The organism is Ignicoccus islandicus DSM 13165, from assembly GCF_001481685.1.
Taxonomy (GTDB): Archaea; Thermoproteota; Thermoprotei_A; order Sulfolobales; family Ignicoccaceae; genus Ignicoccus; species Ignicoccus islandicus.
In genome coordinates, this window is sequence record NZ_CP006867.1 from 465,856 (window position 1) to 481,035 (window position 15,180).

At 46.7% G+C, this 15,180-nt stretch carries 16 protein-coding genes and 1 CRISPR repeat array; of the genes, 4 read left to right on the plus strand and 12 right to left on the minus strand.

What is annotated here, in order from left to right; translation table 11 throughout:
• Positions 1-595: 595 nt before the first annotated feature.
• A CRISPR array of direct repeats spans positions 596-1,607; the repeat unit is 26 nt; unit sequence GTAGAGATCCAATAGGGAATAGAAAG.
• Between the two features lie 21 nt (positions 1,608-1,628).
• The 9 genes from EYM_RS02595 to EYM_RS02635 form a co-directional block, all read right to left on the minus strand.
• A complete protein-coding gene (locus tag EYM_RS02595) occupies positions 1,629-2,417 on the minus strand; it encodes a CRISPR-associated endonuclease Cas3'' (protein ID WP_075049544.1) in 789 nt (262 codons plus the stop codon).
• Complete coding sequence (cas3, locus tag EYM_RS02600) at positions 2,402-4,054, minus strand: CRISPR-associated helicase Cas3' (RefSeq protein ID WP_075049545.1); 1,653 nt, start codon at positions 4,052-4,054, stop codon at positions 2,402-2,404. The genes EYM_RS02595 and cas3 overlap by 16 nt, the downstream gene beginning before the upstream one ends.
• Positions 4,045-5,247, minus strand: a complete 1,203-nt coding sequence (locus tag EYM_RS07880; protein WP_075049546.1) for a hypothetical protein — start codon at positions 5,245-5,247, stop codon at positions 4,045-4,047. The genes cas3 and EYM_RS07880 overlap by 10 nt, the downstream gene beginning before the upstream one ends.
• Positions 5,244-6,089, minus strand: a complete 846-nt coding sequence (locus EYM_RS02610) for a Cas5 family CRISPR-associated protein (protein ID WP_075049547.1) — start codon at positions 6,087-6,089, stop codon at positions 5,244-5,246. The genes EYM_RS07880 and EYM_RS02610 overlap by 4 nt, the downstream gene beginning before the upstream one ends.
• Before the next feature lie 19 nt (positions 6,090-6,108).
• Complete coding sequence (gene cas7a, locus EYM_RS02615; RefSeq protein ID WP_075050588.1) at positions 6,109-7,176, minus strand: type I-A CRISPR-associated protein Cas7/Csa2; 1,068 nt, start codon at positions 7,174-7,176, stop codon at positions 6,109-6,111.
• Positions 7,177-7,187: 11 nt separating this feature from the next.
• Positions 7,188-7,568, minus strand: coding sequence for a hypothetical protein (locus tag EYM_RS02620; protein ID WP_075049548.1), 381 nt, complete (start codon positions 7,566-7,568; stop codon positions 7,188-7,190).
• A gap of 78 nt (positions 7,569-7,646) precedes the next feature.
• On the minus strand, positions 7,647-7,889 hold the full coding sequence (locus tag EYM_RS02625; RefSeq protein ID WP_168050171.1) for a hypothetical protein: 243 nt from the start codon (positions 7,887-7,889) through the stop codon (positions 7,647-7,649).
• Positions 7,890-8,041: 152 nt separating this feature from the next.
• On the minus strand, positions 8,042-8,227 hold the full coding sequence (locus EYM_RS02630) for an RAMP superfamily CRISPR-associated protein (RefSeq protein ID WP_075049550.1): 186 nt from the start codon (positions 8,225-8,227) through the stop codon (positions 8,042-8,044).
• Between the two features lie 70 nt (positions 8,228-8,297).
• Positions 8,298-9,056, minus strand: a complete 759-nt coding sequence (locus EYM_RS02635) for a DUF72 domain-containing protein (protein WP_157058738.1) — start codon at positions 9,054-9,056, stop codon at positions 8,298-8,300.
• Between the two features lie 52 nt (positions 9,057-9,108).
• Here EYM_RS02635 and EYM_RS02640 point away from each other — a divergent pair, with 52 nt between their 5' ends.
• Together EYM_RS02640 and EYM_RS02645 are read left to right on the plus strand one after the other, a co-directional pair.
• On the plus strand, positions 9,109-9,645 hold the full coding sequence (locus EYM_RS02640; protein WP_075049551.1) for a hypothetical protein: 537 nt from the start codon (positions 9,109-9,111) through the stop codon (positions 9,643-9,645).
• Positions 9,646-9,692: 47 nt separating this feature from the next.
• Complete coding sequence (locus EYM_RS02645; RefSeq protein WP_075049552.1) at positions 9,693-10,403, plus strand: glucose-6-phosphate isomerase family protein; 711 nt, start codon at positions 9,693-9,695, stop codon at positions 10,401-10,403.
• Positions 10,404-10,412: 9 nt separating this feature from the next.
• Here the strand turns inward: EYM_RS02645 and EYM_RS02650 are convergent, their stop codons facing one another.
• Entirely contained in the window at positions 10,413-10,952 is a 540-nt protein-coding gene (locus EYM_RS02650) for a YfcE family phosphodiesterase (protein ID WP_075049553.1), read from the minus strand.
• 1 nt (position 10,953) lies between these two features.
• Positions 10,954-11,727, minus strand: coding sequence for a THUMP domain-containing protein (locus EYM_RS02655; protein WP_075049554.1), 774 nt, complete (start codon positions 11,725-11,727; stop codon positions 10,954-10,956).
• Positions 11,728-11,783: 56 nt separating this feature from the next.
• Here EYM_RS02655 and EYM_RS02660 point away from each other — a divergent pair, with 56 nt between their 5' ends.
• Positions 11,784-12,293, plus strand: a complete 510-nt coding sequence (locus EYM_RS02660) for a DUF84 family protein (protein ID WP_075049555.1) — start codon at positions 11,784-11,786, stop codon at positions 12,291-12,293.
• A gap of 7 nt (positions 12,294-12,300) precedes the next feature.
• Positions 12,301-12,996 carry a hypothetical protein gene (locus tag EYM_RS02665; protein ID WP_083495005.1) on the plus strand — a complete coding sequence of 232 codons (696 nt, stop codon included), beginning with the start codon at positions 12,301-12,303 and terminating at the stop codon, positions 12,994-12,996.
• Here the strand turns inward: EYM_RS02665 and EYM_RS02670 are convergent.
• On the minus strand, positions 12,965-15,139 hold the full coding sequence (locus EYM_RS02670) for a hypothetical protein (protein WP_075049556.1): 2,175 nt from the start codon (positions 15,137-15,139) through the stop codon (positions 12,965-12,967). The two genes, EYM_RS02665 and EYM_RS02670, sit on opposite strands and share 32 nt — an antisense overlap.
• Between the last annotated feature and the right edge of the window lie 41 nt (positions 15,140-15,180).

Sequence of the window (15,180 nt, forward strand, 5' to 3'; positions counted from 1 at the left end):
TTATACGAAATACTTTACCGTTCTTATCTGTTCAATCAATTTACCTATTTCCCTAAACAAGAACTCGAAACGTATTCAATTGACTTCAAAGTTATTCAGAGTCATAGAGTTTTCACCATCCCATGGTGAATCCCCATCTCCACCTCTTGTCCAAATTCATTTTTCCATTTACTCACAATTAATTCCATCATTTCCTCAACCTTAACCATTTGAATTCAGAAACAATGGTCTCCTTAAGAACCTTCAGTTTCTACCAGCCTTCCCAATTGTTAATTCCATTTCAATTAAATCATTCAACATCGTATTTGCAAAAGCAAATGCAATTTACCAATCCAGAGGTTATACCATCAGTACGAGGTCCTTTCAAGATCGATCTTTACAATGAGAAGTTGCATTGAGGGGTTAATAAGCGATCATGAGAACCTTGATGATCATGGGGATTTCTACTCTAACCTACCTTATACAAGCATATGCATGCATATATTGGACAACTACTTGAGTTTAAGTTCTGGAAGGGAAGGTGTGAATGTGGAAAGGTAAATGAGGGGAAAGGGTTAAAAGGTGAGAAAGAGGTTGTTTAAATAGGAGGGCAACGGTAGAGATCCAATAGGGAATAGAAAGCGTTATACTACTCATGTACACTTTTATGCTTAACTGTGTAGAGATCCAATAGGGAATAGAAAGGCCAAGGCTCTGGCGGGTACACGATATATCTCGATTTTGTTGTAGAGATCCAATAGGGAATAGAAAGATCATTAGCAACCAGTTTGGTAATGACGACCAACTTAAGGTAGAGATCCAATAGGGAATAGAAAGACTCCGCTTTGAAGCGTCATACGGAGTCTGGAGCATCGCGTAGAGATCCAATAGGGAATAGAAAGGCTTCCCCATTAATGTTCAACCACTACATTAGTGAAATAGTGGGTAGAGATCCAATAGGGAATAGAAAGACATTATTAGCTTTAGCTTCTCCGGAACTTCTCCGAGAACAGTAGAGATCCAATAGGGAATAGAAAGGAGGCCTCCCTCCATTGCGGTCGATACGTTTCTTTAGTCCTGTAGAGATCCAATAGGGAATAGAAAGTCGACTATCCTGATGCCGACCCTAACTTGAACTTTGACCCGAGTAGAGATCCAATAGGGAATAGAAAGTTTTCGCTGAGTTTTGGTAATATCTCGACGTCAATGGGGTCGTAGAGATCCAATAGGGAATAGAAAGTCCAGTTTGTCACCAGTTTCTTTACCATCAACGATTGTAGAGATCCAATAGGGAATAGAAAGTACTTGGCGAGCTCCCACAGAAGCTCAACGAAGTGTAGAGATCCAATAGGGAATAGAAAGCCTTTAAGCCAATTTCAGGAGCTTTGTTATCTCCTTTTTGTAGAGATCCAATAGGGAATAGAAAGTTTTCTTCCCTCCCCGCCCCCCTAGACAGAGAAATAGCGTAGAGACCCAATAGGGAATAGAAAGCATGTTAAACCAACTACACAACATATTTAAACAAGTGAAGGAAGTAGAGACCCAATAGGGAATAGAAAGGCGCTTAAGTGAGATACTGAAGGTCAAGAAGTTGCTGGATGAGTAGAGGTCCAATATGGAATAGGGAGTACAGAATATGATATAAGAAATTAAAAAGAGGCAGAAAGTACGTATCTGTAAAGTTCCTGAGGATTCACATTGTTTAGCCAACTGTATTTACTCAGAAATTCATCTACGTCGTATCCCCTTTCTCGGAGAGATAGTCTAATGTACTTAGAGGGGGTTTGAGGCGTATCCCTCAATTCTCCTCTGTATAAGAACGCCGCTAAGCTATCTGCCAAGCTAATCAACCCGCTCATGACATAAGAGAGCTTCAAGTAGTAAGGGCCCATTTGGTAAACGTCTCTATTAACGAAGTTTTGTAGTACGTCTCTCGCAGAATATCCTCCGATTGACCAGTAGTCCTTGCTCTCGGGCGACTCTATTCTCAAGACTTTCCATAATTTCATTCTCTCTAATCCAATAGCTTTGTAGATGGATCTCTCATCGAGTAAGCACTCGCTAACCATCCTCATAGCATGGTGGTGGTTGAGAACCGAGTACTCAATTACCATCCAATCGTTTCGTTCAAGCCCTAGTTCCTTGTACACCTTGTTATACTCCATTTCCTTAAGTATTAGGAACGAAAGGACCTCGTGGCACTTGAAGCTGACCTTATCGTCTCCTTTAACGTACCTCTCGTAGCTTCTCTCATTGGCCTTACCTAAGTCATGAAAGAGCGCGCTTAGGGTCGCTATCTTAAGGACAGTAGATCTCTCCTTTTGGAGATACTCGAGTTCTCGTTCGAATACCCTAAGTGTAATGAAGGCCGTCCTGAGTAAGTGATCCTCTAGTGGTTCAACTCGATTGCCTTCAGCGTAAGCTATTGGCCATACCATTGACCTACACCCAACCCAATGCCTTTTACGTATAAGTCCTCGCCGTGGAAGGTTGCGAAGAGGGCATTGTTCTTCCTTAAGAACTCGTAATATCCGCGACACTCATTGCCCTTCACAGAGTTCTCGAATTCCTTCACGTCCACCCATTTGGCCTCTCGATCGTCGCCCCGATGGAAGGTGACGAGGAGCTTTCCATCTCGCGCAAACACGTGTAGGTTAGCTAGGAACCAGCTCAAGGAAGTCTCAACGAAGTCGTTATCGTCAACTTCAATGCTAATTAAATTGGTGTCCCTAACGAAGCTACAGTAATTCTTCAGCGTTTCCAATATATCTTCCACATTAGGGAACGGTTTTTGCATGAGTAGTTCGAACAAACTCCTATATTGACTCGAACTGAAAACACTCCCTTCAACCTTCTCAATTAAGTTAAGATAGCTTATTCCGCCTTCGTTATCCAATAGCCTCCACTGGATTGAATTAAGCTCGAGGGCGGACCTAATAAATTCCATTGATTCATTCAAGGTTGCTTGTTCGTAAGGATAGGGTTGCTTCGCATTTGTAATTATTACCTTGGCCTCGTCGCACATCCTAAGCCTACAGAGTCTCCCGGCCCTCTGGGCGAGGGAACTGGGGGGCGCTACTTCGGTAACCAAGGTAGTCGCGTCCACGTCCACGCCGGCCTCAATTACTTGAGTGGAAATGACTACCCGCGCGGATTCTATTTTCGTAACGGCGTTTGCTTTATCGTTAGAGCTAAGCCTGCCGTGAACCAGTACCACGTCCTTCGGGTTCAAGCGCTTACTTAAGATTTGGTAAATCTCGAAGGCCTTGTTTACTGTATTGGATACTACTAAGAGCTTGCCTCTATAGGCCTCATCGAGTAAGCTCTCTACGTTCTCTTTTACATACTTACCTATAGGATCGCTAACTAATTCGGTTCGCCATTTTATAGATAGCTGGGAATGGTAGTAATCTGAATCCCTGAACCTAACGACCTTGTTTCCGAGTTTCTCGTAACAGTTATTGCAAACTACTACGGCCCTTCCGGTCTTCCTCATCACTTTTTTCAAGAACTTGGAAGGAAGGGTCGCTGTTGCAACTACGAAGGGAACCTTGAACTCGTTCATCGTTTCGAGCGAGGCGAACAAGAACTCGCGACTTCGGCTCTCCTCCCTCTCCCAAGTTTCCCCAATTAAGTGAACTTCATCTAAGAGAATTAGGGAGGTGAACAAGTTCGCTCTTGGATATTCGTAATGACCGTAACTCCACTTCCTTAGAACGAAGGGTAATTCGGGGGGAGGCAATCTGTTTATAGTTAAGGAGAAGTAGTCTATGGTAGCCGTTACGAACTCTCCCGACATGTAAGGACACTTCCCCTCAACTGGGAGCCCTGAGGCGTGGCATGGCTCCAAGCCCACGGTTCGGAGGTAATTCATTTGGGATTGAACCAAGCTCCTTAGGGGAAAGACGTGAACGGTCCTAGGTAAGTTCCATTCCTCTTCGAGGCGCTTCTTTAAATAAGGAGTTCCCTTGCTCTTACCGTATCCCGTAGGGGCCACGAAGACAGCACTCCCATCGCTTAGCAAGGTCTCGAGAATTTCATCGTATGCCCTTCTATAGAAGGGTTTTAGGGCCAAAGGTTCCTCACCTTGACGTAGCCTAAGCTCCTTCTGAGCCACTCCACTCTGTTGCGGAGCTCTTGGGGGAGCTTGCCAGTTATCGAAAGCGCCGCTAACCTCCTGGAACAGTCGTAGAGCTTCTGAACGTTCGAAGAAATAACGTACTGGTAGAGGTCGTTCAAACACTCGCCCGCACAAGCTTGAACCTCGCCGTTACCGCTCTTAGTCCATAACAAGGAGAGCAAGTGGGAGAGTATGTAATTCGCCCTCTTCTCGTCTCCAGTTAGTCTGTAGAACTTACAGAATATCTCGCTGGATATGAGGGGGAAAGCATTAGACACCATTGGCTTCTTCTCGCGCTTCTTCTCATTTTTGGAAATGAACGTTAGTATCAGTGCGTCCAAGGGATTCATGCAAACGCTTCCTTGCTGGAATACTTTCGCTTTAACGAAGGCGTGGCTATAGTGGAAGTGCAAGTAGACGTCCGTGCTAACCGGTAAGTTCTTAGGGTTACTTGGCCTATTTTCAACCATCGCCCAGTACCTTTGGGCGACGTGGTTCTTCATTGTTTCTCTAAGGGACTCGGGGAGAGGTGGTAGAACTCTAAACTCGGTTCTATAACTGCGCTTTCCGTCGTTATTTGAGATAATAAAACCTACATTCGAGACTATGAGTCCGGTTATTGCCAGCGCTTCTCCTAGAAGTGTCTCCTTATTGTTTATAACGTAAACCATCTTGTTGTCCCTTTCCGTCCTCGAAGGAACCATGAACGTCTTGACGTGCCGGCCTAAATTCAATTTAACCATCATTAACCTAGTAGGAGGTCTGTTCTTGATCCTCCTTACCGTTTCCTCCGACTTCACAGTCATGTACTCTAGTAGTTTACACCAAAACTCCTTTGTGAAAGCGTTCGCGTCTTCTCGTTTACTCCTTATCTTGTTACGTTTCTCTTGATATTCCTGCCATTTCTCCGTACCCATTATCTTTTCAACGAAGTGGGTGTCATTACCACTGGGCATCCTCTCCAAATACTTGTACTTCTTGTAATATTCTTCAATCAAATTGCAGAGCCCTTCGTAAAGCTCTTCCTCGTTCTCCTCTATCTCAATATAGTCCGTGCCATACCTCTCTACTTTTAGGTCCGACAAGTAGAGGACTAGCGCTTGATAGTACCTACCTATGAGGGTTGAGGGAAGCAAACTTACTTTCAAGTACCACCACCTACGCAAACGTCTTCGATACAATAACCGGATTTTACTGAGCCAAAATTCTTTGAAGGAGGAGGTGTTAGCACGAAGGAGCTGGATAGGGGCCCCGAAGCCGCTACGTACCTTCTCGTTTGAACAACTAAGGAGACACCCCTCCTAGCTTTCGTTACGCAAGCGGAAGACTTAGTTAGTTCCCATAGGTCCAAGTTAACGAACGGTTGAGGCTTCTCTATCCATAGCTCTTCCGGAGCGTATAAATAGGTCTCACAGTTAACGCATTCGTTAGCTTCCCCAACTGAACTTTCTCTAATGAAAATCAAGCCTTCCTTAGCTCCCAACCTCCTAGGCACTACCGTCTTCAGAACCTCTTCGAGGTCCCCTTCGCTAATGGGCTTACCACTCACCTCCTCGTATCTCTTAGCGAGGGTATCCAAGTCCACCACTACCGCGAGGTCGAGTACCGCACCGGGTCCGTAAACGGCTGCTATTGCTTGGGCGGTAAACCACTGTCTAGGATCCCGCGCGTTCTCATCGCTTAAGTAAGGTATTTGAACGAGCTTCGTCACCTCGCCCTTGACTATTAGTCCAACCTCGCTTTCCGGGGATAGCCCCAGGGCGGCTGCCTTGAAGGCATCCTTGAAGGCATAGATAGGTGAGCAAATGGTTCCCTCGTAGTTGACTAACTCTCCTAGTCCCAGCCTTATGGCTACGGGTTCTATTACGGATCCGATTATGGTGGAAGGCGGCGGTAGTATGGGTCCCAATTGAAATCCGCTTGCGTAAGGGAACCTTATTGGTATCCCCCAGGCCAGTTTGACCTTGTAACGCAATCCCAAAAGGGACAAATTAGTTCCCCTTAGAACTTCACTTGAGCTTGAGGCTCTCGCCCAAGCGAGCGAGTGCCTCCTCGGAGGCCTTCGCTATTGCTTCTAAGTAGCTGTTCGTTTCTATGACCTCTATCTTCGCCTCTTGCGGCTTCTTGAGTCCCTCCTTGTCGAAGTAGTACACCTTCGAATTGTTGCTCAGTATTTGAAGCCTCTCCACTGTTTCGAACAAGTAGGAGGGCTCGTTTCCGGGGCTTACTTCGAAAGGCACGTCCGTAACGGCTACTACTAAGCTCATTACTTCCCATTGCGGGTTGAACCTAGTCCTCTTAGCTCCCCATAACATTGAGCCCATTAGGTTCTGTAGAGCTTTGAGGGCCGCTTCCGCTCTCTTGAACCTCTCGGGGGCTTCGAGGGAATCCACCTCCTCACCGTATTCAGTGTTATCTGAACTGAGAACGCCTATGTTGCTTACGTCCAAAGAGAAGTTCAGGTTGTAGAGCGCGCTACCTATTTCAACGTAATAGAGCATTTGGCCCCCCGATTGCTCTGCGCCAGCGTACCTTACGTGTAGTTCAGGTTCCGTTCCTACAGCGCCAGCCTTTAAGGAGTCTAATGTAGGTAGCATATACCCTACTCTGAATCTAGACGTTCTCTTAACTGTGTTATCCGAATTAAGGAATCCACCGACGTCCTCTACTACGCATTGTTGAATAATGACTTTCTCTAGCTCGCTCTTTTTAATTCCTCCACTTTCCTTGCTCTTTTTAGTACCTTTCTTACCTGGCTGTTGAAGGGATTGGGGGATTTGTATACCACAATTGTTCAATGCGTTCTCATCGGTACTTTTAACGAATATTCCCTTCTCACAACATTTGCAAACGGGTAAGCCGTATCTCTTAGCTACTTCAGCTAGGTGGACTTGGTAAGCGTGAGCTATGCTCTCGCCGCTTATTGCCGGTACGTACAAGACTTGGAGACCGTCCTTTGTTTTTATGACAACTGGTGCTCTCCTATGCCTAGTTACGTTACCTACGCTTTCGGCCATATTCAATGCATCTGCATTTAAGAGTATCCTAGCGGAGAGACTTATACCAACGTAACTCATACCTAACCACCTCAAGAACTTTGAATTAGGGGACAATCACCCTCAAGGGCTTTAATTGAAATAACCTTAAGGAGGTTCATAACATCCTTGTTAAAGGACTCCTTTATTAACTTGGCTATGGACTCCGCCTCCACCTTAGCTATTGATATCACTTTACCGCAATCGAGCTCCTCGTTCTTAACGAGGGTCTTCACAGTACTGCAGAGTTCCTCCTTCTTCTTACCTTCGCTTAAGAAAATGGACTCGATATTCCTGACTGCATCGTAAAGCGTCTGTAAGGCCACTGAAGGATTAATTGAGTTCGCCAATCTATCAACTACGCTGAAGTCTTTGTTACAAACGTAATAGTGTAACACTACCGGTAGTGCCCAATAGTTCTTGTCATCGCTCAAGACTTACGGATACCTCCAGTATAATGGAAAAGTCTCTAAATTAAATAAGTGTTGGTAAACAATCGGGTTAGGTTAGTGTTAATTGAAAAACGGTAACGGCACTAAAGTCCCGTAACCTAACTCTCTATACCTTCCGGCACCTTTCCAGTACGTGGCTTCCCAATCCTCACATTCGGAGTAGAACATCGCACCTGGAGCTATTGCTAAGGCGTAAGGCCTAGGGCACTGACGTTCGCCTCTTAGCTCCCACCCTAAGGGGATTATCTCAACGTTAACTCGCGTTCCTGGAACTGTTGCGCTCGCTCCTATCTTTTCTTTCAAATAATTCCTTACGATATCTTCCAACTCGATCCATACACTAGGGTCTTCAATATCTAAATCTATTTCTAGGATTAGTGGGATAGTAGGCAATAGAATGTATTTATCGCCTTATAGAATCCCATACTTTTTGGTTCTTTGTAAATATAGCTCCATCACTTCCATAACTTATTGCAACAAGCCAAGGCCGTCTTCATAGAACCCTTTAGGGAGGAGGCGGGTAGGAAGAACACCCCCGTTCCGTCCCTTATTACGGGGAGGTCCACTATTCCCTCGCTCCTGCCTACCCCTACGTGAACGTGGGAAAGGGCTGAAGCTAGAACCAAGGCTTTGTCGCTCAACCCAAACACTTCCCTATATATTCGGGAAATTCTATTTGATATAAAAGGCTTTGCATTAGAGACAGAGTGACTAGGCCTTGAAGCGTTCTTCCAGCAGCCTCTTGAACTTTACTACGTCTCTCATCATATATACGTTATTGAACATAACGTGAACTTCGCTAGCGTTAGTCTCCATTATTCTCTCAATTAAATCCTTAAGCTCCTCCTCGCTATATTCGTATCTATAACTACCTTTCCCGTGGAGACGCAAGTAAATGATGTCTTCGTAGTAAGGAGGCCATTGCTTAAATGGATCTACAATATGGATGATTCCCATGTCTACTATCTCTCGAACTTCCGGTCTTCCCACCCACGTACCGCGAGGTTCCCATCCAATCCTCTTCCACGTAGTTAGGGCCCAGCGAAAGAAGTTCTTGGCCCTCTCCAAGTTCTCTTTACTGTATCCGAAGCTTGGTGGAGTCTGGACGACTATCACGTCGCCTTTAACTGCCCGAGCTGCTTCAACTGTCTTTAACCAAGCTTCCTTTACCTCCTCGGTGAGCTTCAATAAACCATACCTATCTAACTTGTCCTTAGGTATTACGATCTTAGCCCTCCTATACGTCGGGGAGGTAGGTGGGTGAGATACCAGCTGCCAAGCCTTTAGGTGAACATTGATTTCATCGCCGAGCTCCCTCCTCCACTTCTCAAGCGTCTCTAATGGGGGAGGGTTGTAGAAGGTTTGTTGTATTTCAACCGCATTGATGTACTCCCTCAAGACTCGCTTGGACTTGGGGAAACCGCACGTACCGTAGTATATCATCAAGTCAGTATTCCCAGAGTAATACAAGAGGTTACACTCCAATATCCTCTCTTCCTCTATAAGCTTTACGGGAACTGGTATGGGACTCAGAAGGGAAATAATGGTTGCAATGCACCAGATAAGGAAGGTTAGGTCTAAGCTCGCGTATCAACTAGCCGCCGTTGAGCAAAAGGAGAAGGACTTAATGAGCAAACTCATTCAAGCCCAAACCCAAGGAGACCAACTTAGGTCCAAAGTGTACGCTAATGAAATAGCTAACCTAAGGAAGGTCAGAGCCAACTTAATGATATTGGACGTTAAGCTGGAGCAAGCGTTGCTGAGACTGGAGACGGCGCTAACCTTCGGAGACGCTGCCGCTGGATTACTGAACATAGCTGGCGAGGTGAAAGTAACTGTGGAAAAGGCGAAGGAGTTCCTCCCCAACATGCAAGAGGAGCTGGAGGGGTTAGTAGAGTCGCTAGAGGAGGTCTCAACGGAGGGCATGGGTACAATGAGTTACAGCGGAGTGTACCTAGACCCGGAGGCCTCCAAGATACTGGAAGAGGCCAAGTCCATTGCGGAAAGCAAACTGAGGGCTATGATGGAATCAGAGGAAGGGGAGGCATCGGGCGCCTAAGCCATTCATTAACCTCACTTAAAGCATAACTTTTTAGGGCATAGATATTGGCTCACGTTATTCACTTCAGGGGTCATAAACTTATTCTCCATGAAGATATTGCTGTGACGCCTCTCGGAGTGGTTAAGGGGAAGCCTAGAAGAATAGAGGAGCTCCTACCAGTAATGATGAAACCGTCTCGGAGCGAAGGGATCGCTTACTGGATGTATAGAAAGGCTATACCAGCGGAAATAGGTGGAGTTAGGGGAGACGTGACCTTGGTTTACCCAGGGGAGCTGCCTTCCGGGGAGCTGATCAAAACTCACGGTCATTACCACCCGGAGAGCCCTTGGGGGGAGAGGTGGCCCGAGCTCTACGGAATACTTCGCGGAAAGGCATTGTTCGTCCTCCAAGACTTGAAGGGCGAAAGGGTTAGGTTAGTAGAGGTTGAGGAAGGAGACTTGATAATGGTTCCCCCGGGCTACGGACACGTAATGGTTAACGTGGGGGAAGAGGAGCTCGTAACCTTCAATTACGTTAGTGAACTGTTTAGTTCCGAATACGGACCCTACAAGGAGAGGAGGGGAGCAGCTGTATACGTAGTTAGGAAGGGGGAGGAAATAGAGGTCGTTCCTAATCCGAGGTACGAGGTGAAGGAGGTACTGTTGTGCAAGCCAATGGGAATACACCTAAAGGAACCCACTATATCTCATTCATTTAAACCGCACCTAACTGAGTGGTTGAAATGCGAGGAAGTGAAGGTGCCCTTGAGCTTGTAAATCTAGTCCTCATTTAGTTAAAACTTTCTCATAGACTTGAAGTTCCTTACCCTTAAGCTGATATAACTTCAATCTCCAAGATGGGAGCTGTAACTCCATAAAGCTAGGGGTGCCGCCTAGGGTGTAACCGCCCCAGCTTCCCGTTACGCTTCCCGGATTCAAGTGAACGATCCCCTCAACCCTATCAATTAAAGGAACGTGGAGGTGGCCGTGTATTATAACTTCCGCACCTTCCCTCCTAGCAATTTCGCTGAGTGCCTTCAGATTGCCTCTGGGCCTGACTTGGTGACCGTGAAGCACCAAAACCTTCTTCCCATCCAATTCCAATGTGATCTTTTCCGGAAGCGGTAGGTAATCCATGTTCCCCCTTACTGCGCGAACTTCGTCGCCAAGGGTCTTCAAGTAGCTCAATACCTCTTCGCCAGTTAAGTCCCCAGCGTAAATTACGAGGTCGTAAGGCGCATTGCTTTCAATTACTTCTCTCAGGTCCTTGGGTATCTCCTTTTCTCTATCCGGAATATGGGCATCGGAAAGTATTAGTACCTTCATTTCAGACGCCGCAAATTCTCCACGAGACGTGCCTATTTAGTAACAGTCTAACTTTTTCTAACGTTTTTCTCAATACGCACGGTCTCGTAACTATAATAGTTCCCTTGGAAACCCCGACTATTGGTTCGAACTTGTCTCTCGAAATTACCAATGGCTTGGGTAGAGCTCGGGCTAGTTCCTCAACGCCATCCATTGGCTCCCTAAGCACTACTTCCACGCCCCTCCTAGCCATTAAAGCGGCCGCCAACAAGCCCTCTTCTCCTGTTACATCAACGTAAGCCGTTCCCTCGGAACCGTAAGGAAGGCCTCCAACGCCTTCAACCACGTCTCTTGAGGTGTAAACGTATACTTCGTTCCTTATTTCAACGTAAAGCGTTACTTTGGGAGAGCTTAGGTTCACGTTTCCTTCTATTTTAGAACCAATTAGGGCAGCCAACTCGTTGCTTTTCATTGGATAGGCCTTATCGGCCCTCCTCACCCTTACGGCGAATTGGTCTAGCTTGGGATATAAGCTCGAGACCTCTTCGACCAGCTCCGTAGGCGGTAACTTTGGTAGTACAAGAGCATATATTAAGTGGTGTACTCCGGGCATCCTCCTTAAGTCCTTAGGGGCCTCGCCTCGAACTAGGATCCTTCCGTATTCAAGTTCTACCTTCGCCCTGAACCCCCTCCTATGGAGAAACTTGGCTACTTGGTTCCGAAGTAAGGACTCCATCTGACCTCGCTTCTTACCTTTGAGGGCTATCTCGGAATATGCTACTAAGGTGACCTTCACCTCGGTTCACCGCTGATTTAGATCCCTTCGCACTGAATCCGGTGGGCGCTGAAGTAATGAAGGTGGCAGTAGGGAGCTTGAACGAAGTTAAGTTAAACGCAGTATCGAAGGCCCTTCAGGAAATGGGAATAGACGCTATAGTGATTCCCGTAGACGTTGAAAGCGGGGTACACGAAATACCTTTAAACGATGAAATCTTCGAGGGCGCGCGTAACAGGGCACTGAGCGCTAAGAAGCGAGTTCCCGCCGACTTATATATCGGATTGGAATCTGGCCTAGTCAAGATGTACGGTAAGACGTTCATGGTAAGCGTCGCTGCTGTATTGAAGGGAGAATCGATTCATTACGGGCTCTCACCGGGTTTCGAAATACCCGAAAGGTGGGCCGTAAAGATAGAGAGGGATAGGAGCTCCTTCTTCGAATTCATGGAGGAAAAGGGCGGTAGGGACTTAGGTAAGAGGGGCGGTCTGGTCAGCGTACTGACTTCAAATGTGATAACTAGGACGGAGTTCTGCAAGTTGGCCGTAATAATGGCTGTGTCCAAGGCATTGAACGAGAAGTGGTGATTTCGCGTTGAACGTTCTTCACGTGGTAATGGCCTACTCAGCATTAGAACTGGTTCCAAGGGAGATAGCGTCTCATCCGCAAGTCGTAAGCTATGCAAAGAGGCGGAACAAACCGCCTACGAAAGTTATTCTAGACAAGAGCTATCATTTCCATGCTATGAGCAAGTTGAAGGATAAGGAAAAGAGGGGGAGACCCGACATGGTTTTCGCCTTCTTGTTAGCGGCCCTCTCATCGCCGCTTAACGCCATGGGAAAGCTTAGGGTATACGTTCATACATTACAGGATTACGTAATAATTGTCAATCCAAAGACTAAGCCGATTAGGTCTTACGATAGGTTCTTGGGAATAATGGAAAAGCTGTTCGAGGAAGGAAGAGTGCCCAGTGAGGGCGAGCCATTGATGGAGCTCAAGAACATGAGCTTGGAGAGACTGATTAAGAACCACATAGGCGCTGACGGCTTGATATTGCTCGAACCGAACGCCCCCCTCAAACACCCGGTAGAAATAGCGAGGGAGGCGTCCGAAGGGTTGCCCGTCGTAGTTCAAGGCTTCCCGAGGGGGGACTTCGGATTGGACGCGTACAAGTTAGCTAGAGACAAAGCGTACGTATTCCCGCAATTACTAGACTCGTGGATGGTTGCGGATAGAATAATATGTGCTTATGAGAACTTCATCCTTGCGGACAGACGCTCTTATAAGTAACTCTAACGCACACGAACCAGTTACACAAGCTCGCGCTCTCGCCCCTACCAACGCGTCCCTCTATTTCCCAGTAATCCGCGTCCGTACATATGTTGAATATAGTTCTAGCTTTACATAGCATCACTTTAGCTTTAACGTAAACTTCGGGAGGGTTCGAATCGAGTTCGAAGACGTATATGTCTCTATCGAATATCTTACTACTGCAATCTCCTTGAACACATGCTCTATCTATTTCATAAGGCTCGGGAACTTTCAGTATTACTTCGCCGATATTTTGCGTTAAGGGACATTGGTCTTCTCCATCCCGTATGCCGTCTCCGTCCGAGTCCGGGTCCCTTGGATCCGTGCCCAAGTCCAGTTCCTTTTTATCACTCAGTCCGTCTCCGTCGGTATCGGCGGAGGTAGGGTCTAAGTTGTGATAGTACTCGTAGTAATCGCTTAAGCCGTCTCCATCTGTATCCGGATCCGTGGGGTCGGTCCCTATTCGAAGTTCCTTGGCATCCGATAATCCGTCGTGATCGCTGTCTTCGCTTTTGGGATCCATGCCTAACTTGTATTCCTTGCCATCGGGGATTCCGTCCCCATCGGTATCGTAATTAAATGGATCAGCTATTTCGTAATCTTTTCCATCAGGCAATCCGTCCTTATCGGTATCTGGGTCCCTCGGATCAGTTCCGATCTTGAGTTCCATCCCATCGTCCAAGCCGTCTCCATCGGTATCGCTATTGCAGGGACTCGTCTTCAATTCAATTTCACTCTTATCGGGAATCCCGTCTCCGTCGGTATCAATTGAAATGGGCGAGGAACAAAACTTCACCTCCTCGCCGTCCTCTAACCCATCGCCATCGGAGTCCTTGCTGAGCGGGTTCGAACCTATTTCCACCTCTTTACCATCGAACAGCCCGTCTCCGTCCGTATCCGGGTTCCTTACGTCGGTGCCTAACTTGAGTTCGTCGCCGTCCAGTAGACCGTCTTTATCTATATCGCTATCCTTCGGATCTAAGCCTAGTTCCAACTCCTCGAGATCACTGAGCCCGTCTCCGTCGGTGTCAGGGGAGGTAGGGTTAGTTCCTAAGGATAACTCCTTTGCGTCATCTAGGCCGTCTCCGTCCGTGTCCTTAGAATTTGGATCTGAGCCTATCTTCACTTCCTTGTAATCGCTTAAGCCGTCTCCATCTGTATCGATCTTCAAAGGATCGCATTTGTACTTAAGTACTTCGTCTCCATCGCTCAAACCGTCCCTATCGGAATCTCGATCTAAAGGATTGGTTCCATATATTAGTTCCTCCCCGTCCTTCAATCCGTCTCCGTCGGTATCGGGGTTCCTTGGATCGGTTTTGAGCGAAATTTCCTTCCCATCGCTCAACCCGTCTCCGTCAGTATCCGGTTTCAGTGGATCAATTCCGAGAATGAGTTCCGTTTTGTCCCTAACGTCGTCTCCATCGGTATCGACCTTAGATGGATCGGTCCGATAAACTACTACTTCCTCGTAGTCGTTGAGGCCGTCTCCGTCAGTGTCTACCTTCGCGTCGCTGCTTCCCTTAAGGCCCTCTAGGAAGCTATTCAATCCGTCTCCATCAGCATCGCTATAGGGGTAGATCTTTGCGTAACCCCTGAGTTCGCCCCTATCGCTCAAAAGCTTTAGTTCCAAGGTAGCGTTGCCTACTACCGTTAGGGAGAGCAGTCCGGGGAACTCCTCTTTACTCACTACGCCTCCGTTACTGATCGAATACTTAACTACGCAGTTCGAACAATCGTATCCGAAAACTACCTTCGAGTAGTCTCCTACCCTTAACACGTTAATTGATACTGGACCGTAAGCGTAAACGTTGGTCGTCACCTCAATATCGTAGGTTACTTCAGTAAGGAAACATTTCTCTGTAACCACTAAATGCGTTGAAGGTTTCAAGTACGTGAAAATTAGTAGTCCTTTACCTACCTTCTTAAGCGTGGTATACTTGTAATTCTTGAAGTACAAATCGCATCCCTTTAGAGGTACGAAATTCTCTATTCCTTGAACTACCTTTACTTCACGCGTTTCACGGAACTTCAGTATTCCAAAGTAGAACGACGTTACGATTGCCAAGAGCAATAAGGCTATCCCTACGAGCACTATTGTCGGTAGGACGCCTCTCTCAAGCAACCTATGTTCACGTCGGTATCTTAAACCAGAGAGAGTACTAA

Coding starts and splice junctions, on each gene's coding strand:
- EYM_RS02595 (WP_075049544.1), bottom strand. CDS start 2,417: ATGGTATGGCCAATAGCTTACGCTGAAGGCAATCGAGTTGAACCACTA.
- cas7a (WP_075050588.1), bottom strand. CDS start 7,176: ATGAGTTACGTTGGTATAAGTCTCTCCGCTAGGATACTCTTAAATGCA.
- EYM_RS02640 (WP_075049551.1), top strand. CDS start 9,109: ATGGGACTCAGAAGGGAAATAATGGTTGCAATGCACCAGATAAGGAAG.
- EYM_RS02650 (WP_075049553.1), bottom strand. CDS start 10,952: ATGAAGGTACTAATACTTTCCGATGCCCATATTCCGGATAGAGAAAAG.
- EYM_RS02660 (WP_075049555.1), top strand. CDS start 11,784: ATGAAGGTGGCAGTAGGGAGCTTGAACGAAGTTAAGTTAAACGCAGTA.